This window comes from uncultured Dokdonia sp. (assembly GCF_947492815.1).
In the GTDB taxonomy this organism is placed as follows: domain Bacteria; phylum Bacteroidota; class Bacteroidia; order Flavobacteriales; family Flavobacteriaceae; genus Dokdonia.
Map to the genome: position 1 here is coordinate 1 of NZ_CANLOB010000043.1, position 19,204 is coordinate 19,204.

The following is a 19,204-nucleotide window of genomic DNA, read 5'->3' on the forward strand; positions in this document are numbered from 1 at the left end:
ACAGAACCTGATGGACTAGGAACACAAAGAGAGTTTGTAGGGCACTTTACACTGAAAAGATAAAACACCAATAAAACCTATTGATATAAAAAAGCTCCTAGTGGATATACTAGGAGCTTTTTTTATACGTAAATAATGATATGGTATGACACCAAATTGGTATAAAATAGCATAGATTAAATTTCTTTATGATGTTATATCGTTTAGATGTTAAAACAACTTTTTTAATATAGTTTAGGCGGATTACCTTTAGTTTGCACAACTTTCCTAACAAACCCTTCCCATTTCCCAATTATTTGTAACCATTCATTATTTTCGAGATATGAATTGCTTTTTGTTAAATCAAACTCAGGTAAAGTTCCAGTGACTCCTCTTTCTAATATACCATCTGCAATTACCCCGTTTTCTCTTAATATTAAAATAGGTAATCCAATTTGGAAAGCCATAGCAGGTTCTATCTAACAGTATGGACTAGTTATCCATTTACCAGATAAATCGTATTCTTCTTCTCCAATGTTGCTGTTAGGTTTTCCTTTTCCAGTAGTAACTATTCCAAAAGTATATGTTTGTTACTTATGTAATAGAGATAATACATCTAAACTATAATTTTTTAGAATCTAATAGAGATCACATGTTGTTTTTGTAGTGTTTAATGTAAAACGAAACAGACCAATTTACTAAGGAAGTAAAATTTAATGTAAGTAAATTAACCTTTTGTTTTAGTGAATGTTTTACCTGAAAAGTTCCCAGTCTAGTTTTAAAGAGAATACATTAGAATAAATAGCAGCACTCTGGTCACCTATGTCTGTAAGTGCATAGTCAACATGAATACCTTTGTATTTAAAACCAACTCCTATGTTAGGTTGAAATCCTATAGATGTAGAATTATCTAATGCCGTAATTTCTTGAAAATTTCCAACACCAGCTCGTACATAAACCAGTTCAGAGTATCCAAACTCAAATCCAAAGGCAGGAGTGACACTAACCGCCGAAGACGATACAATGTCATTTGTTTGCGCAAAACGAACATTAAGATCAATCTCTGCTTTGAAACTATAATCATAGTGATGTATCCATGTTCTCCCAAAACCAGCTTGTAATTTTGGAATTGTAATTTCAGTGCTTTCAGGTAACTCTTGGTTTTGACCTTCTACAGCATCGCTAATAGTTGCAAATTGTTCCTCGTCAATACTCCATGCATTAACTGTAGTTGTAATGTCACGAGCCATAAGTCCAAAATTCCAGTTTCCTTTTTGCCATTGTAAACCTATATCAATCCCAAATCCCCAACTACTTGCAAAATCACCAATAACACGGCGTACTACTTTTGCATTAGCGCCTATATTAAGACCATCCAATGGTAATTCACGTGCATATGAAAACGTCACAGCCCAATCCGCTGTTGAAAATAAACTTATTCTATTGAAATCAATATTCCCTTCAGCGTCTATAAGTTGTGTGGTATTTAAAATATCATCTACACCAAATCTAATCACAGAAAGACCAATGGCGCTTTTGTCATCCAAGGGTTTTGCAAACGCTACATAATCATAGTTTGCAATATTTGCAAAATAAGCGGCATGCATTATAGAAATTTGATTGTCTTCTAGATGTACAAGTCCAGCAGGGTTCCAGTAACCAGAGTTTACATCATTAGTACTTGCTACAACAGCATTACTCATTCCTAAAGCAGCAGCATCTACTCCTATGTTTAAGAACTCATTAGAGTACTTACGCACGGCTTGTGCGCTTACAGAAATCGTAAGCAGTATAAAAATTATAGTAATGTTCTTTTTCAAAAGCAGTAATTACAGAGCAAATATCCTCTTTTTATTACATATTCTAAACTTTATTTTAATCGAGATATTGTATATATAATTATATAATTCATTTTCTTTTCTATTTTTACAGAAATACTAATCATGGGAGTCAAAAAATATATACCTAATGCCCTTACAATGGGGAATCTTTTAAGCGGTTGTATCGCTATGCTATTTGCTGTACATGATCAAATGGAATATGTAGCGATTTTTGTAGCGTTAGGAATCTTTTTTGATTTTTTTGATGGCTTTTTTGCACGCCTTCTAAATGTACAAAGTGAAGTAGGGCTTCAGTTAGATTCTCTGGCAGATATGGTCACTAGTGGTGTAGTGCCAGGTGTTGTCATGTATCAGTTATTATTGGATGCAACAGATATGCCTTGGGATGCTTCTTTAGAAGATTATCATTTTAATATTGCATATGTAGGATTTATGATTACGCTAGCATCAGCATATCGTCTTGCAAAATTTAATGTAGATGATCGTCAGACAAATTCATTTATCGGATTGCCTACTCCTGCAAATACGCTTTTTATCATCAGTATCCCTTTAATTTTAATGTATGTTGAGTACGCTTTCGCGAAAGCGATATTTGAAAATCCATATGCTTTAATAGCAATTACAATAGCAAGTAGTTATATGCTTAATGCAGAAATCCATTTGTTTGCACTTAAATTTAAAACATGGGATTTTGCAAAAAACAAAGTGCGTTACCTATTTATTTTGATGAGTATCATACTTATTATTTTCTTACACTATCTAGCAATTCCGTTATTGATAGTTTTGTACGTTTTATTATCCTTGATTTTTCCAGAAAAGGATACAATAAATTATTCTACTAAAAACGAATAAGGGAGTATCTTTGCAAAAAAGATACTTTTTATGACAAGTCCAGCTATACGAGCATTAGAACCTAAAGAACTTTGGAATAAATTTGCAGACCTTAATGCGGTACCACGTCCTTCAAAAAAAGAAGAACGAGTGATACAGTTTATGAAAGATTTTGGTGCTAATCTCAATTTAGAAACCATAGAAGATGAAGTCGGAAATGTGATTATACGTAAACCTGCGACTTCTGGAATGGAAAACCGGAAGATGGTAGTGATGCAATCACATCTTGATATGGTACACCAAAAGAATGCCGATACTACATTTGATTTTGATACGCAAGGTATCGAGATGTACATAGATGGAGACTGGGTACGTGCAAACGGAACTACTTTAGGAGCAGACAATGGATTGGGTGTAGCTACTATTATGGCAATACTAGAAAGTACAACTATTGAGCACCCAGCAATTGAAGCGTTGTTTACGATAGACGAAGAAACGGGAATGACAGGAGCTATGGGATTAAAAGGAGGGATCTTACAAGGTGATATTCTTTTGAATTTAGATACAGAAGAAGATGATGAAATAGGAGTAGGGTGTGCTGGAGGTATTGATGTAACAGCTACGAGATCTTATATAGAAGAAGCCGTTGGAAAAGGTAAAACAGGATATACTATAGCAGTAAGAGGTCTTCAAGGCGGACACTCTGGTATGGATATTCATATAGGATTAGGGAATGCTAATAAATTAATGAATCGTTTACTTTACAATGGTTTTGAAAATTTTGGATTACAAATTGCACAGATAGATGGTGGTAGTTTGCGTAATGCAATTCCTAGAGAGAGTTTTGCTACTATCGTGGTAGATGTGGTACAACAAGAGGCTTTTGAGTTTGAATTTGATGTGCTGGCAAATACCATACAAAAAGAGTTTGAGACCTTAGAACCTAATTTGGAAATTGTACTTTCTAAAGCAGCACTTCCTGAAAAAGTGATGGAATTAGGTGTGCAAGAAGGGTTAACTAAAGCATTGTATGCAGCTCATAATGGTGTATATCGTATGAGTCCAGATATTAAAGATCTAGTAGAGACGTCAAATAATATAGCACGTGTTATCGTAAAAGATGGTGCCATTAAAATAGGATGTTTAACCAGATCTTCTGTAGAGAGTTCAAAAACAGATTTAGCAAATGCACTTAGAGCTACTTTTGAATTAGTAGGTTGTGAGGTAGATTTATCTGGCGACTATCCAGGATGGGCTCCAAATATGAAAAGCCCAATTCTATCAGTTCTTGTAGATAAGTACAAAAAAATTAATAATGCCGAACCACATGTGGCTGCTTGTCATGCTGGTTTAGAGTGTGGAATATTGGGTCAGAACTACCCAGATATGGATATGATTTCTTTTGGACCTACGATCAAAGGTGCACACTCACCAGATGAGAGAGCAAGCATTTCATCTGCGAAGAAATATTGGAATTTTGTGCTTGAAATATTAAAAGATGTACCTGTAAAATAGGTAAGACTATATAAAATATAAAAAAGGCTAGAGAATTTTATTCTCTAGCCTTTTTTGATAAACAGTAACTTCTGTTATTTTTTCTCTATTATGCCTACAAGTTCTAATTCAAATACTAAATCAGAATTAGGAGGAATAACGCCACGGAAACCAGAAGGACCATATCCTAAATGTGAAGGGATAAAAAGTGTTACTTTATCTCCAATACTCATTTGTTGTAATCCTTCTTTAAATCCAGAAATAAGACTAGCATCTGGACTATATAGTGTGCCTAGTGGATTGTAGCCAATAGCATCTTTACGACGTTGGTCAAATTTGTCTTGACTTTTAGCTACTTCTTCTATACTTGTATCAAATAACTCACCACTTTCAGCAAAGTATCCTGCATATTTGACATTAACAGAATCTCCAATGACTGGCTTTTGACCTTTTCCTTTTTGATCCCAGTACACTTTGAGTCCGCTTGGAAGTGCTTCTGCTTTTGCAGACTTTTCATTAAATCTATTTGTGAATTCTGAGAACCTATTTGCATATCGATCTAATTCTTTTGCAAATGTTGCAGGAGCATCAAAGTTTTTTGCAGCAGTACCAATACGAATGATATTTACCTGTTGCATAATCACATCTTCTTTTGGAGCAGTCGTACCTTTTTTCATCTCTACACCAGTAATGGCGTCAATAACTTCAAAGCCAATAACCGTTTTTCCCCATACAGAGTGACAGCTTACACGTCTTCCTCCACAATTTTTTCTACCTCCGTTTTGGTCAAAACCATCTAGGTGAGGCGTAGCTTTGTGTGTAATAAAAAACTGACTTCCATTGGTGTTTTGACCAGAGTTAGCCATAGAAAGGACTCCAACAGTGTCATGTCTTCTGGTAGGTAATAATTCATCATGGAATTTATACCCTGGACCTCCAGAACCAGTACCTAATGGATCACCTCCTTGAATCATAAAATCTTTCATGACTCTATGGAATTTTAAACCATTGTAATAAGGTTTGTTTGCATAAGCACTATCTACCATAGGATGTGTTCCTTCAGCAAGCGCAACAAAGTTTGCTACTGTAGCAGGAGCATCTTCATAATATAATTCGGCAACTAAAGTACCTTTGTCTGTTATAAATTCGGCATAGATACCATCTTTTAAGTCAGGGTATTTATCATTGCATGATAGCAATGCAAAAAGGGCAGCAATAAGTAACATGGATATTTTTTTCATGGGTTATTATATTAATTATTTTGGTTCATTATTTTCAATCTTAAGTAGGGTTACGGTAGATTGGATAGGGATATTACTTCCTATTTTATCTTCAAAACCATAATAGCCATAGGCTTTATGAGAAGGAAATAAAAAGGTTATCGTTTCTCCTTCTTTTAAAATTTTAAGACCATCTCGTATACCAGATATAAGCTCTTGATTACTTTGATCTACTTTAAGAGCTTGTATACCTATTTCTTCTTTAGTGTAAATTGTGTTGCCAGATAAGGTTTGTAAATCATAGGAGAAATTCACAATATCTCCTTTAATAGGGCTTTTTGTAGATAGTGTGTCTTGTACAACATAAGTATACCAAAATCCGCTTTCTGAACTAAGATAAACACGACTTGTATCTTTCGCTATTACCTTTTTTATAATCACCTCTTCTTCTGCAATAAGTTGTTTATTGCGTTTTACAGACTCAGATATATAAGATCCCGATTTTCTTGAAATAGGGTGTCTCGCTTCAGGTTGTTTACAAGCAAGAAGACAAAGTATGCTTATGATGAGAGTAATTCCTTTCTTCATTTCTTATAATGTGTCTTTATAACGCGGTAATATACTAATAAATTGGGCTACCGTTTTTTTCATTGAAAGATCGCTTTTTCCTCCAGCTGCATTTGTATGTCCACCTCCTTGGTAATGTGCTCTCGCAAATTCATTTACAGAAAAATCACCTTTAGATCGTAAAGACATTTTTATAATATTATCTGCTTTATTCTCAATAAAAATCACTGCAAAAATAATCCCTTTTAAAGATAATCCATAGTTTACAAAACCTTCTGTGTCTCCCTTCTGGAAATTATGATCATCTAGCTCTTTTTGAGTGAGTGTAATATAAGCAGTTTTATATTCAGGAAGAATATTGAGATTTTTAAGAGCAACTCCTAAAAGCTGTAATTTAGAATAGCTATTCGTATCATAAATGTTACGATGAATACTAGAGTTATCTGCCCCTATAGCAATTAATTTTGAAATGACTTCATGCGTAATTGCTGTTGTAGATGGAAATCTAAAAGATCCAGTATCTGTCATGATTCCTGTGTATAAACACGTAGCCATTTCAGCATCAATATGTTCAGTAACCTGTATAGCATCTAAGAAATGATATACCATTTCGCAGGTGCTACTCATATGAGTGTCACTATAGGTGACTGTTGCATAATCAGACGGTTGTTGATGATGATCTATCATAATAAAATCTGCAGTAGCGCTAGCTAGCACATGTTGCATATCTCCTGTTCTGGAAAAATCATTAAAGTCTAATGTAAAGATAAGGGCAGCGCTTTCTATTTTTTGAGTAGCTACTTTTGTATGTATATTATAGAAGAGTACATCATCATTACCTGGTAACCACTTTAAAAAGTGAGGATACTCATTAGGGGCTATCACTACAGCAGTATGCCCTTGACTATTAAGGTATTTACATAATGCAAGTGTACTCCCCATAGCATCTCCATCAGGATTTTTGTGCGGGACAATAACAATAGATTTAGGAGTGCTAAGTAGTGACTGTATAGTCTTTATATCATTAGAATTCATAGTCTGCGAAGATACAATTTATGAAAATGATGCGTAAGTAAGACGCTTATTAATTTATAAAATCAAACAAAGAAACTGAATTTGATAAAGCTTATATCAAATGAATTATAAAATGATACTAAAATAATTTGAAGTATAGGGTTAGCAGATGAATCATAAAATCTAGGCATAGTCGTAGCTATGTCTAGATTTTATGGCAAAGTATGCGAGCGATAGAAACGAATTATTAGTGTTGTTTGATGGTTTATTTAGTATTACTATTTGCATAATGTAGAAAAGCACTATTTTTGCGCAAAATTTAAAAAGCAATTATACGCTTTCGCGAAAGCATATAAAGAAATATTTATTAAATAAAAGCGATATTCACTTCTGTGGGTATTAAATTAAAACTATGGCAACAAATAGAACTTTTACAATGATTAAGCCTGATGGCGTAGAGAATGGACACATCGGAGCAATTTTAGAAAAAATTACTGCTAGCGGATTTCGTATCGTAGCAATGAAGTTAACGCAAATGACAAAAGCAGATGCTGAAACTTTTTATGCTGTACATAATGAGCGTCCATTTTTTGGAGAACTTGTTGAGTTTATGACACGTGGTCCTATTGTTGCGGCAATTCTTGAAAAAGAAAATGCAGTAGCAGATTTCCGTACACTAATCGGAGCAACAAACCCAGCTGATGCGGCAGAAGGAACTATCAGAGCTTTATATGCAACTTCTATGGGAGAAAATGCAGTACACGGAAGCGATAGCGATGAAAATGCAGCTATTGAAGGTGCTTTTCACTTTGCAGGAAGAGAGATGTTTTAATTATATAAAACATTCATTATATAAGAAAGACGCTATCTTAAAGGTAGCGTCTTTTTTAAATACTATTTTACAAAAGTATCTCTCTGTTATCTATAGACTTGATTTTTGATGAATACTAAAAAAATTACTGTCTATCGTAAAACAAGTTTCTTTACAACATCTCTTCGTAACTCTTCATTAAGACGTTCTAGAATTTTTTCTTTACCGTAGCTTAATTCTTCTCTAAAAACAGAAGAACTTAGATTGACTAATAAAGTGTCTCTTTCTAAACGAACAGAAATGGTATAGGTTTTAAAAGCAGGATTGAGAGCATACCAAGCATTCTCGACATCTAATTTGTCAATTCCTTTTTGGAGCTTGTTTTTAGAAACAAATTCTCCTAAAGCATCACTTATCGATATAGGGTCTGTATTACGTTTTGTCATTCAGAAAGGAGTATAGGTTCATATCTTCTATACGTATAGGTATTTCCATTTTCGTTAAGAAGAACGAGTTGTTCTTTAGAAGCCTTAATTACAGTTTCCTTCCAAGTGTCAAAAGCTGTAGTGTATGCCAAAATCAGCATGCCTTCAGTAAATTCTATATCAATATTTTCAGAAGACTGTGACGTTGTAAAATGGCCATTAATATCTGGTTGTACTTTCTTACGAATCCCTTTTTGATGATCTTGAATATCAAAAAAATCAATGTTCTGACTTAAGGAAAATGTCTTTGTTTCTCCATCTGGCGTCGTAACATTAGCAATTTCCCAATAACCATTGAGATGCGCTAATTGCTCTTCAGGAGATTGTGTACAAGCAGTTACACTCGTAATAATGACTAAACAGATAAGATGTACTTGTTTCATAAGATGATCACAAAGTTCGCAAAAAAGAGCGGATTATGTTGGTTACTCTAAGTGAAATAATTCATAACTCTGATGAATTTTTTGAACAACACCTTCCGTCCGATCAGGATGCGTGTCACTTATAAAAAGTTGACCAAAATTATTAGTGTTTACTAATTGAATAATATGGGTGACTCTATTTTCATCTAGTTTATCAAAAATATCATCAAGAAGTAAAATGGGAGCAACGCCACTTTCTTTCTTAATAAAATTAAATTGTGCTAGCTTTAATGCGATAAGATACGTTTTTTGCTGCCCTTGAGAGCCAAATTTTTTAACAGGATACCCATTTATCTCAAAAACTAAATCATCTTTATGTATCCCAACACTTGTATATTGTAACATACGATCTTTTGCTAGTGCATTTGTAAGTAAATGCTCTAATGGCATGTCGTGTATAGCACTTTGATAGGTAAGAGATACTTGTTCAGAAGCCCCACTTATGGCTTTATATTGTTCTTGAAAAATAGGTTCAAAATGCGTTAAAAATGCTTTTCTTTTCTCAAAAATAGGCTGTCCATAGGTGACTAATTGCTCATTATAGACACTCAAAGTGTCTTGATCGAACGTATTATTAGCTGCAAAATACTTTAATAATGCATTACGTTGGCTTAATACTTTTGAATATGCTAATAAATTTGACAAGTAATTTTTGTCACTTTGTGAGATCACTCCATCTATAAATTTACGACGCATGTCACTTCCTTCTGTGATTAAATCTCTATCGGTAGGAGAAATAATAACCAAGGGTAAAAAACCAATATGATCTGCAAAACGTTCGTACACTTTTGCATTGCGTTTAATGACTTTTTTTTGCCCTTTTTTAGCACTAATGACTACTTTTTCTTCACGATCACTTTTGTTGTAAACACCATCTATCACAAAGAATTCGGCATCATGATTGATGTTTTGACTTGTGATAGGATTGAAATAACTCTTCCCAAAAGATAAATGGTAAATGGCGTCCAGAATATTTGTTTTTCCTACACCATTATTACCCACAAAACAGTTGATTTTTGCATCAAATTCAAAGGCTTTTGAAGTGAAGTTTTTATAGTTTATTAAGGACAGAGATTTTAAAATCATAGGGTTTGTAATGAGTACGCTTTCGCGAAAGCGTATAATTTCTCAGAAATGGTTTGCAAATTATCGAAAAATAAGGAATAAATTCCCTTTCAAAATTCAATAAAAATTATATTTTTGCGCCACTAACAAAATAAGTATATGGCAACGTATAATAAAAGAGGTTATAAACCAAAAACTAAAGCCGAAAAAGTAGTAGAGGAAGAGATAGATGTAAAAGACAGTACTACAGCTGAAGTTTTTGCAAGTCTAGACGAAGGTGCCTCTAAAACGGAAGAGTGGGTAGAAAAGAACCAGAAAGGTATTTTTGGAGTAATTATAGGGATTCTTATTATTGCTTTAGGATATATGGCTTATGGTAAATTTATCAAAGAACCTAAAGTAGCAGAAGCAGCAAATAGCCTTGCAGCATCACAAGAGGACTTTACAACAGCCCTAGAAACGACTAATACAAATGTGAAAGATTCTCTATACGGAGTTGCACTTAACGGTGCAGGAGGTAATTTTGGATTATTAGACATTACAGAAAAGTATAGTGGTACACCATCTGCAAATCTTGCACATTACTATGCAGGGATGTCGTATTTAGAAATCAAACAATATAAAAATGCCATAAATCATTTACAAGAATTTTCTTCTGATGATATGATTTTAGGACCTCTTGCAAAAGGAGCTGTTGGAGATGCATTTATGCAGTTAGAGCAGCCAGAAGAAGCTTTAGGTTATTATGAGCAAGCGGCAAAATTAAATATTAACGATTTTACAACACCTCGTTTCTTATTTAAAGCAGCAGTAGCAGCAATAGACTTAGGTAAAAATGATATTGCTATAACATATCTTAACCGAATCAAAGATGAGTTCAAAGATTCGGATTATGCAAGTCAAGTTGATTTGTATCTAGGAAGGGCACAAGCTGGAAACTAGTTTTTGATACTTAGATAGAAAACTATCTACTGGATTAAAATTTAAAACATAATAAGTATGGCTACAGAAGGAAATAACCTTTCTGTTTACGATAAAGCAACAATCCCAAATGCGAAAGACTTTCGATTTGGGATTGTTGTTTCTGAATGGAATGGTCAAATTACGGAGGGGCTTTTTCAAGGAGCCTTTGATGCACTGAAAGATTGTGGAGCAATCAATGATAATATTGTGCGTTGGAATGTTCCTGGAGCTTTTGAGTTAATTTATGGTTGTAAGCGTATGACAGCATCTTATGATATGCTAGACGCTATTATAGCTATAGGGACGGTGATTCAAGGAGAAACAAAGCACTTTGATTTTGTATGTCAAGGCGTTACCGAAGGAATAAAAGAGCTGAATCTTAAAGGTGATATTCCTGTCATATTCTGCGTACTTACTGATAATACGCTACAACAATCTATTGATCGTAGCGGAGGTAAGCATGGTAATAAAGGTACAGAAGCAGCTATTGCTGCTATAAAAATGGCACAACTTAAAAAGGAGTCAAAATTCTAAAATTAATAAGGTAACCTACTTTAGGTACGATACTTTTTTCCCAATTATTAGGACTCAAACTGTTAAATAGGCATGCTTTTTGAATGGAAATAGCGTATATTTGATAGTATATAATTATGGGAATTTTAAAGAGAACAAATAAGAAATTTGAATATACACCTCGTTATTATAAGAGTGATAAAGAGGGGAGTCCATTCAAGATGGAAGGTAAATTTGATGAGTATAGATCTACATTAAATGTATCTCGTGGTCTTAAAGGAAAGCTACAAACTGCTTGGGATGAATTGCAAGAATCTCGTAAAAACGGATACAATAGAACGATTATTTTCTTAGTTCTCCTTTTCATTTTTTTATTTCTTTGGATTATAGATTTTGATCTTTCCATATTTTCGGGAACATAACGCTTCGACTTAGGCTAAATGACAGACATTATTAAGCTTTTACCAGATCATGTAGCAAATCAAATAGCTGCTGGTGAGGTTGTGCAACGACCCGCTTCTGTTGTAAAAGAACTTTTAGAGAATGCAATAGATGCAAGTGCTACGTCTATTAAATTAATTGTAAAAGATGCAGGAAAAACGCTTATCCAGATTATAGATAATGGAAAGGGAATGAGTGAGACGGATGCAAGAATGAGTTTTGAACGTCATGCCACTTCTAAAATCACCTCTGCCGATGATCTCTTTAATTTGAATACAAAAGGATTTAGAGGAGAAGCATTAGCTTCTATAGCGGCCGTTGCTCATGTAGAACTAAAAACACGTATTCACGATAATGATATAGGAACGCGTATAGAAATAGAAGGAAGCAAGGTTATTACCCAAGAACCCTGTGCAACACCTTCTGGAACATCTCTCGCTGTTAAAAATCTCTTTTTTAACATCCCTGCAAGACGTAATTTTTTAAAATCTAACAATGTAGAGCTTCGTCATATTATTGATGAGTTTCAACGTGTAGCATTAGCACATCCGAAAATTGTGTTGGCAATGTTCCATAATGATGGAGAAGTTTTTCAATTACCTGCAGGAAACTTAAAACAACGTATTGTTGGTATTTTTGGAGGGAAGACTAATGAAAAGTTAGTGCCTGTAGCAGAAGAAACAGATATTGTTACTATTCAAGGTTTTGTAGTTAAGCCTGAGTTTTCTAAAAAAACAAGAGGGGAGCAATTCTTTTTTGTAAACGATCGGTTTATAAAAAATCCTTATTTAAATCATGCGGTAAGTGCCGCTTTTGAAGGATTACTTCCTGATAGGGCTAGGGCAAGTTATTTTTTATACCTGACGGTAGATCCTAGTACGATAGATATTAATATTCATCCAACAAAAACAGAAATAAAGTTTGACGATGAACATTCTTTGTATGCGATTTTACGTAGTACGATAAAGCACAGTTTAGGGCAATTTAATATTGCACCTATATTAGATTTTGATAGAGATTCAAATCTAGACACGCCGTATGCCTATAAGGATAAGCACGCCCATACGCCTAAGGTAGAGATAGATCGTACATTTAATCCTTTTGATACCGTACCACCTCCTAAAAAAGGGGCTTCTATGCCTAGTTATACAAAACAAAACGTAGAAGGATGGGAGCAATTATATGAAGGGTTAAAAACAAAACCTTCAGAAGAAACGAGTAATATTACGTTTGAAAGTGATGAGGTAACAGGTGATTTATTTCAGAAAGAGACTGGGCACGCTTTCGCGAAAGCGGAATCATCTACCTATCAATTAAATAATAAATATATCATCAGTACCATTAAGAGTGGGATGGTAATTATAGATCAACATAGAGCACACCAACGTGTTTTATATGAAGAATTTTTGCGTAACATCACAGTGAAAGAATCTGTGAGTCAGCAATTATTGTTCCCGTTAGTATTAAGTTATAATTCTTCAGAGTTAGGATTGTTAGTACAACTTAAAGAAGGATTAGAAAATACAGGATTTGTGTTTGGTAAAGTAGCTAATGAAACTTTAGAAGTTACAGGGATTCCTACATCACTTACAGAATCTGAAGTGCCTATAGTTATAGAACAACTATTGAGTGATCTAGAAAATGAAGTGCCAGATACAGGGTTTAGTCAGACAGATACGCTCGCAAAGAGTATGGCAAAGAGTATGGCTGTTAAGGCGGGGGAGCGTTTAGATGCTAGTTCTAGAGAACATCTAGTGAATAGTTTGTTTGCTTGTAAAGAACCTAGTGTGTCTCCGAGTAATCGTACTACCTTTATTACAATGAATGCAGAAGAATTAGATAGAAAATTTAAATAGGGAAATGGGGAAAATTACAGAAACAGTTAAGGTATTATTGATTATTAATGTGATCTTTTATTTAGGTTCTCAATTTATAATCAAACCAGACCCTGCAATGCAATTATTTGCCTTGTGGTTTGTAGAGCACCCTTCTTTTCAAGTTTGGCAACCTTTAACACATATGTTTATGCACGATTTAGGAAGCCCTATGCATATTCTATTTAATATGTATGGTTTATGGATGTTTGGAAGTGCTGTAGAACAATCAATAGGTCAGAAAAAGTTTTTATTCTTTTACTTTTCAGCAGGATTAGGAGCTGCTTTAATTCATACATTGGTGAATTATTATCATTTTCAGGCTGGTTATCAAGCTTTTGTAGGAGCAGGTATTTCTGAAGGTGAAATTTTTAAATATCTAGCTGAAGCCGAAGCTCAAGCAAGGAGTACAGGTCAATTTGGAATTCCAAATGGATTTGATCCAGATGTAATAGGCGATATGGTTTCTAGTTATGCAACCTCTGCTGTAGGAGCTTCTGGAGCGCTTTATGGAATTTTAGTAGGGTTCGGAATGCTATATCCTAATGCAGCCTTAGGATTGTTGTTTATACCTGTTCCTATAAAGGCCAAGTTCTTTATCCCTGCACTTATTTTATTAGATTTATTTTCAGGGCTTACTGGGTTTTCAATCTTTGGTCAGAACATAGCTAATTGGGCGCATCTTGGAGGAGCATTATTTGGATTCATAATGATGTATTACTGGAAAAAAAATAGTTTTAATAATAAACGCTGGTATTAGATATGGCGGCAAATTCATTTTTAAATCAATATAAAACAGCAAATATTGCAATTAAACTTATTGTAATTAATGTAGTTGTTTTTTTAATTTTCAATATTTTACCTTGGTTAGTTCAAGTAGATAATGGTGTCCTAACAAAGTACTTCGTATTACCCACAGATCTCTTGCGATTAGTACAACAACCTTGGTCTGTAATAACCTATGCTTTCTTGCATAGTGGTTTTCTACATATTCTTTTTAATATGTTGTTCCTATATGTTTTTTCTAAATTCATTTTAAATCTTTTTACTGAAAAACGATTTCTTACAATTTATTTATTAGGAGGGATTTTTGGTGGTTTAGCTTTTATATTAGCATACAATCTATTGCCTGCTTTTGATGGAAGCACTTCTTTGCTTGGTGCATCTGCCGCGGTAAATGCTATTATTGTATTTATAGCTACATATAGCCCAAATACACCGATACGACTTTTTGTGTTTAACTTAAAACTTTGGCATATTGCAGCTTTTGTTGTTTTGAGGGATTTATTAACATTAAATTCTTCAGATAATGCAGGTGGACTAATAGCTCATTTAGGAGGTGCTGCTTTTGGGTATATATATGCGATGCAACTTGCTAAAGGAAATGATATAGGTCTTTGGTTTGAAAAACTAATGGATACAGTTACTAGCTGGTTTTCTTCAAAACCTAAAGATAAGAAAGCAAGAATGCGAACGGTACATCGAACTACAAAAAAGAAAACAACAAAAAGTACGAAAACTAAACAAAGTTCCGTTACTAAAAGTGATCAGCAGCAACAGATAGATGCTATTTTAGATAAGATCAGCAAGAGTGGTTATGATAGTCTTTCTAAAGCAGAAAAAGATTTTCTATTTAAGGCTGGAAAAGATAATTGATGAAAGGACTCTCCTTTTTTGGAAAAGCTATTTTCTTTTTTAATAGCATTTTTGCTATTCTCTTAGTATTGGGATATGCATTGCCGTATATTCCTCCGCATATATTTCCTAAACTTTCTGTACTAAGCCTTTTATTGCCAGTATTACTTCTCGTGAATGCTGTTTTTCTTATATACTGGGTTCTTAGAGGAAAAAGACAATTGTTTCTTTCTGCTTTTGTCCTTATTACAGGAATAGGCCATATAAGTTCCTTGTATCATTTTGGGGATAATTCAAATGCAACTAATGGAGAAGGATTGAAAATTTTGAGTTATAATGTGCGTTCTTTTAACCTTAACGGATGGTCAAAACAAAAAAATATTGGCGAACGCATTATTGAATTTGTTACAAAAAAGGATCCAGATATCGTATGTTTTCAAGAATATAACCCTGAACATACATTAACTACTCAACAATATCCATATAGGTATAGAAAGATGATAGGTAATTCTAATCTGTTTGGTCAAATTATTTATTCTAAGTTTCCTATTGTACATACTGGATCTTTAGATTTTGATGATACCGGTAACAACGCCATTTTTGCAGATGTTGTTATTGATAATGATACAATACGAATTTATAATGTGCATTTTCAGTCACTACGAGTATCTTCAAAATTTAATACACTTAAAGATGAAGATTCTAAACGGTTGTTAGGTAGGATGGGCGAAGCTTTTAAAAAACAGGAAGAGCAAGTGATGGTCTTTCTTAAAAGCGAGCAAAAATCTCCTTACCCTGTTATTGTTGCAGGAGATTTTAATAATAGCTCTACGTCGTATATGTATCGAAAAATAAGAGGTGTAAAACAGGATGCGTATGAGAAAGCAGGCACAGGCACTGGACGTTCTTTTACTTTTGATTTTATTCCTTTGCGAATAGATTTTATTCTTGCCGATCCAAAGTTTGAAATTCTCCAATTTGAAAATTATGATATCAAATTGTCAGATCATTACCCTATAGAAAGCGTGATCAATAAGAGCTTTAAATTCTAATATATATATATATATTGAGTTTGCGTTTAACTACTTTAGGGTAAGACGTTAGATAGATCTACATTTTCTAAATACGTAAGGGCATTAGGTCCTTCATTAAATAATAAGTCTAGAATAGATAAATTAGGGAGGTATCCATGCTTATCATGAAATAATTGATGGTATTCAGGAAGCATATAATCAGGCTCCTTCTTGGAAGTGATAAGATGACGCAAATTTGTAATAGGAGGGGAAGGGTTTCTAAAATATTCTTCTGTGTAGATACCTTCTTTTTCTAGTTGTAAGCACTCCATAATGCATTCATGACATGCTAAATTAAATGCAATAAGCGTATCGTATACAGTGGTAAATAAAGGTTCAAAAGTGTCTTCATAATATTCAAAAAACGGTGATGTCTGATACGCTACTTTTAGGGAGCGCCAGTGATCACGTTGCCAATGAAATTTATTTTCTAATTTAACTTCAAATGTGAGTTGATGACTTTTTGCACCTCGATTATGTTTTATAGGGATCGTTAATTGTAACATCCCGCTAGCTGTTGCAATTTTTGTACGTGATCTATATGATTGTTTTTGATAATTGTCTAAAGCTTCAAAAATAACAGTATCTGCTTGTGCAATGCATGCATAATGCACAATTGGAAGACAGTATCCAGGGTGTATAAGAATTGTTTTCAAATTTAATGTACGTTTATAGCTTTACCAATATAATTACGTTCTTCTATTAAGCCAAAATATCTTGAATCTTGAGAATTATCTCGGTTATTCCCTAAGACAAAAAGTTTATTTTCAGGAATGATTAATGGTCCAAAGTTATAATAATTCCATTCTTCAGGAAAGGATTCATGCACCTTTCCAAAATTGATGTTTCTTTGTTTAGATGCTTTTGGGGATATAGCCTCTGCTACTTTATCTTCTAAGTGTATGATTATAGAATCTTTTGAAATTTGATAGTAATCAGTGTAATACTCTGGACTATGAAGCTCTTTTAATATATCTATATGCATTTTATAAGCATGTTTTATTCTTATAGAACTATCAATATTAACATTGTTTACATAAGCAATTCCGTTACGAATACTAAAAGTATCACCTTCTTTTGCAACCAATCTAGAAACATAATATCCAAAACCGAAAGTTTTGTCAAACCGTTCAAAAACAATATGATCATTATTTTTCACGGGAATGAGATTAGAAACAATAATATAGTCTCCGGGTTCTAATGTGGGAGAAGAAGATGTAGTTGGTATAGCATACACTTTAAAATATCCTTTACTTCCTAAAACCGTATAGATAACAAATAAGCCAAAAAAAGCAATTACTATACCTAATAGTATTTTCTTTTTTCTACTCATAGTTCGTTATGCTTTTTTCTTTTTCTTTCTAAAGAAATTAAAACCAAAATACAATACTAAAAGTACTAAGAAATGATATCGATAACTCGTTAATGCTCCATCACCCCCTACAGTTGTAAAAACACGATCCCAACGGATACGATTAAAAAAGCCTTTTTTATTAGGGTCTAAACTAAACCATACAAATACAGGTTTTCCTACTACATGTGTATAAGGAGTATATCCCCACATCCTTGCATCTTGTGAGTTATGACGGTTGTCACCCATCATCCAATAATAATCTTGCTTAAATGTATATTCAGTAATAGGAGCACCATTTAAAGTGACTTGATTACCGTTTACTTGTATGTCATTAGCTATTCCCATTTCAGAACCTTCGTATACCTCAATAATACGTTCATAAAAAGGAATAGATGCTGGCGTAATGGCAACTGTTTTTCCTTGCTCAGGAATATAGATAGGGCCATAGTTTTGGACACTCCAGTCATGTCCACTTCTTGGTGGAAATAAATTCGAATTAACTACATTAGGTATTTCTATTGGGTTGATATTTATGACGCTGGCATTATTGCTGAATTTTTGATAAGCCTCATCAGTCATTTGAGCAATCTGAGTAGAAACTCTTGTATCTTTATCATATGCATCTAAATATATGTCACTAACATCGTATCGACTAGATAAGAAAGGTGTTGGAGCGGCATATTGACCGATTTCATTTTGAGTAACAAAAGGTTCTTTGGAAGTAAATTTATAACTAAATTGTAACCTAGCTCTATCTGGGAGTTTGTTTCTTACACCATTGGTATACACAAAACCATCTCTAACTTCTAAAGAATCTCCAGGTAAACCAACACAGCGTTTTACATAATTTGATTTTTTATCTACTGGCTTATAGATAGCTTCACTTGAAGGATCCGTAATCACAGTTAAAGTATCTACTGGCCAACTAAAAACAACAATATCATTCTGTTTTATATTTTGAAAACCTGGTAATCTGAAATAAGGTAATTCAGGAGAAGATACATATGACTTTTTATTAATCACTGGGATTGCATCATGTAGCATTGGAGTTGCTATGGTAGTCATCGGAGTTCTTGCTCCATAATGAAACTTACTCACAAAAAGGTAATCGCCAACTAAAAGCGTTTTTTCTAACGAGGAAGTTGGAATTGTAAAAGGCTGCATAAAATACGTATGTACAATAGTAGCAGCAACAATCGCAAAAAGAATAGAACTCACCCATTCTCCACTATTGCTTTTTGGGTTTCGATCTTTGTCTTTAATATGCGCGGCATCAGTACCGTAATTGATGTAGAATAAGTATAATCCACATGTCAAAACAACTAGCGCCGTGTCTTTATAAGTATTAAATCCATAACTTCTAGCTGTTTCTGTCCAAACGACTGGAAACATAATTAAGTTAACAATAGGTACAAAAAGCAAAATCGTCCACCACCATGGGCGATTTATTATTTTCATAAGAACTACTGCATTGTATACAGGCACTGCAGCTTCCCAAGCTTGTCTTCCAGCTCTTACATATAATTTCCAAGTCCCTAAAAAATGAATGACCTGTACGGCTAGAAAAAAAATAAACCATTGTGTAATTGTCATGATATATTGTATTTATGGGTAGTTAGTGT

General features: G+C 33.8%; 21 protein-coding genes. 10 read left to right on the plus strand and 11 right to left on the minus strand.

Annotated features, from left to right (window positions below; all coding sequences use genetic code 11):
* Nucleotides 1-224: 224 nt before the first annotated feature.
* Both Q1A01_RS22750 and Q1A01_RS22755 read right to left on the minus strand, forming a co-directional pair.
* Nucleotides 225-446 carry a hypothetical protein gene (locus tag Q1A01_RS22750; RefSeq protein WP_299685584.1) on the minus strand — a complete coding sequence of 74 codons (222 nt, stop codon included), beginning with the start codon at nucleotides 444-446 and terminating at the stop codon, nucleotides 225-227.
* Nucleotides 447-731: 285 nt separating this feature from the next.
* Nucleotides 732-1,799, minus strand: coding sequence for a PorV/PorQ family protein (locus Q1A01_RS22755; RefSeq protein ID WP_299685587.1), 1,068 nt, complete (start codon nucleotides 1,797-1,799; stop codon nucleotides 732-734).
* A 123-nt stretch (nucleotides 1,800-1,922) separates the two neighbouring features.
* On the opposite strand from Q1A01_RS22755, the gene Q1A01_RS22760 reads away from it, so the two are divergent.
* Entirely contained in the window at nucleotides 1,923-2,672 is a 750-nt protein-coding gene (locus Q1A01_RS22760) for a CDP-alcohol phosphatidyltransferase family protein (protein ID WP_299685590.1), read from the plus strand.
* Between the two features lie 30 nt (nucleotides 2,673-2,702).
* Nucleotides 2,703-4,166 carry an aminoacyl-histidine dipeptidase gene (locus tag Q1A01_RS22765; RefSeq protein WP_299685593.1) on the plus strand — a complete coding sequence of 488 codons (1,464 nt, stop codon included), beginning with the start codon at nucleotides 2,703-2,705 and terminating at the stop codon, nucleotides 4,164-4,166.
* Between the two features lie 74 nt (nucleotides 4,167-4,240).
* Here the strand turns inward: Q1A01_RS22765 and Q1A01_RS22770 are convergent, their stop codons facing one another.
* The 3 genes from Q1A01_RS22770 to Q1A01_RS22780 are packed head-to-tail and all read right to left on the minus strand — an operon-like array spanning nucleotide 4,241 to nucleotide 6,967.
* Nucleotides 4,241-5,386, minus strand: coding sequence for a peptidylprolyl isomerase (locus tag Q1A01_RS22770; RefSeq protein WP_299685595.1), 1,146 nt, complete (start codon nucleotides 5,384-5,386; stop codon nucleotides 4,241-4,243).
* Between the two features lie 15 nt (nucleotides 5,387-5,401).
* Nucleotides 5,402-5,953 (minus strand): gliding motility-associated peptidyl-prolyl isomerase GldI, encoded by a 552-nt coding sequence (gene gldI / locus Q1A01_RS22775; protein ID WP_299685598.1) that lies wholly within the window; start codon nucleotides 5,951-5,953, stop codon nucleotides 5,402-5,404.
* 3 nt (nucleotides 5,954-5,956) lie between these two features.
* Entirely contained in the window at nucleotides 5,957-6,967 is a 1,011-nt protein-coding gene (locus Q1A01_RS22780) for a bifunctional oligoribonuclease/PAP phosphatase NrnA (RefSeq protein ID WP_299685601.1), read from the minus strand.
* A gap of 391 nt (nucleotides 6,968-7,358) precedes the next feature.
* On the opposite strand from Q1A01_RS22780, the gene Q1A01_RS22785 reads away from it, so the two are divergent.
* A complete protein-coding gene (locus Q1A01_RS22785) occupies nucleotides 7,359-7,778 on the plus strand; it encodes a nucleoside-diphosphate kinase (RefSeq protein ID WP_299685604.1) in 420 nt (139 codons plus the stop codon).
* A gap of 131 nt (nucleotides 7,779-7,909) precedes the next feature.
* Here Q1A01_RS22785 and Q1A01_RS22790 read toward each other — a convergent pair whose 3' ends face one another.
* From Q1A01_RS22790 to Q1A01_RS22800, 3 genes are read right to left on the minus strand one after another with little or no spacing between them, the layout of a single operon-like run.
* Nucleotides 7,910-8,203 (minus strand): DUF721 domain-containing protein, encoded by a 294-nt coding sequence (locus Q1A01_RS22790; RefSeq protein WP_299685607.1) that lies wholly within the window; start codon nucleotides 8,201-8,203, stop codon nucleotides 7,910-7,912.
* A complete protein-coding gene (locus Q1A01_RS22795) occupies nucleotides 8,200-8,625 on the minus strand; it encodes a hypothetical protein (protein WP_299685610.1) in 426 nt (141 codons plus the stop codon). Before Q1A01_RS22795 ends, Q1A01_RS22790 begins: the two co-directional genes overlap by 4 nt.
* A gap of 42 nt (nucleotides 8,626-8,667) precedes the next feature.
* Nucleotides 8,668-9,750 (minus strand): DNA replication/repair protein RecF, encoded by a 1,083-nt coding sequence (locus Q1A01_RS22800; protein WP_299685613.1) that lies wholly within the window; start codon nucleotides 9,748-9,750, stop codon nucleotides 8,668-8,670.
* Nucleotides 9,751-9,888: 138 nt separating this feature from the next.
* Between Q1A01_RS22800 and Q1A01_RS22805 the strand changes: the two genes are divergently transcribed.
* The 7 genes from Q1A01_RS22805 to Q1A01_RS22835 all read left to right on the plus strand — a co-directional run bounded on the left by Q1A01_RS22805 (nucleotide 9,889) and on the right by Q1A01_RS22835 (nucleotide 16,207).
* A complete protein-coding gene (locus Q1A01_RS22805; RefSeq protein WP_299685616.1) occupies nucleotides 9,889-10,671 on the plus strand; it encodes a tetratricopeptide repeat protein in 783 nt (260 codons plus the stop codon).
* A gap of 57 nt (nucleotides 10,672-10,728) precedes the next feature.
* On the plus strand, nucleotides 10,729-11,226 hold the full coding sequence (gene ribH, locus Q1A01_RS22810) for a 6,7-dimethyl-8-ribityllumazine synthase (RefSeq protein ID WP_299685619.1): 498 nt from the start codon (nucleotides 10,729-10,731) through the stop codon (nucleotides 11,224-11,226).
* Between the two features lie 116 nt (nucleotides 11,227-11,342).
* Nucleotides 11,343-11,627, plus strand: a complete 285-nt coding sequence (locus Q1A01_RS22815) for a riboflavin synthase subunit beta (protein WP_299685622.1) — start codon at nucleotides 11,343-11,345, stop codon at nucleotides 11,625-11,627.
* A gap of 18 nt (nucleotides 11,628-11,645) precedes the next feature.
* On the plus strand, nucleotides 11,646-13,502 hold the full coding sequence (gene mutL, locus Q1A01_RS22820; RefSeq protein ID WP_299685625.1) for a DNA mismatch repair endonuclease MutL: 1,857 nt from the start codon (nucleotides 11,646-11,648) through the stop codon (nucleotides 13,500-13,502).
* Between the two features lie 4 nt (nucleotides 13,503-13,506).
* A complete protein-coding gene (locus tag Q1A01_RS22825; RefSeq protein ID WP_299685628.1) occupies nucleotides 13,507-14,280 on the plus strand; it encodes a rhomboid family intramembrane serine protease in 774 nt (257 codons plus the stop codon).
* A 2-nt stretch (nucleotides 14,281-14,282) separates the two neighbouring features.
* Complete coding sequence (locus Q1A01_RS22830; protein WP_299685631.1) at nucleotides 14,283-15,176, plus strand: rhomboid family intramembrane serine protease; 894 nt, start codon at nucleotides 14,283-14,285, stop codon at nucleotides 15,174-15,176.
* Nucleotides 15,176-16,207 carry an endonuclease/exonuclease/phosphatase family protein gene (locus Q1A01_RS22835; protein WP_299685634.1) on the plus strand — a complete coding sequence of 344 codons (1,032 nt, stop codon included), beginning with the start codon at nucleotides 15,176-15,178 and terminating at the stop codon, nucleotides 16,205-16,207. The genes Q1A01_RS22830 and Q1A01_RS22835 overlap by 1 nt, the downstream gene beginning before the upstream one ends.
* A gap of 35 nt (nucleotides 16,208-16,242) precedes the next feature.
* On the opposite strand, the gene Q1A01_RS22840 is transcribed toward Q1A01_RS22835, so the two are convergent.
* The 3 genes from Q1A01_RS22840 to lepB (Q1A01_RS22850) are packed head-to-tail and all read right to left on the minus strand — an operon-like array spanning nucleotide 16,243 to nucleotide 19,175.
* Nucleotides 16,243-16,884 carry a WbqC family protein gene (locus Q1A01_RS22840; protein ID WP_299685636.1) on the minus strand — a complete coding sequence of 214 codons (642 nt, stop codon included), beginning with the start codon at nucleotides 16,882-16,884 and terminating at the stop codon, nucleotides 16,243-16,245.
* Between the two features lie 2 nt (nucleotides 16,885-16,886).
* Nucleotides 16,887-17,561, minus strand: coding sequence for a signal peptidase I (gene lepB / locus Q1A01_RS22845; RefSeq protein ID WP_299685639.1), 675 nt, complete (start codon nucleotides 17,559-17,561; stop codon nucleotides 16,887-16,889).
* A 6-nt stretch (nucleotides 17,562-17,567) separates the two neighbouring features.
* The gene (lepB, locus tag Q1A01_RS22850; protein ID WP_299685642.1) at nucleotides 17,568-19,175 is read right to left on the minus strand and encodes a signal peptidase I; all 1,608 of its coding nucleotides are present in this window, start codon (nucleotides 19,173-19,175) and stop codon (nucleotides 17,568-17,570) included.
* Nucleotides 19,176-19,204: the final 29 nt, after the last annotated feature.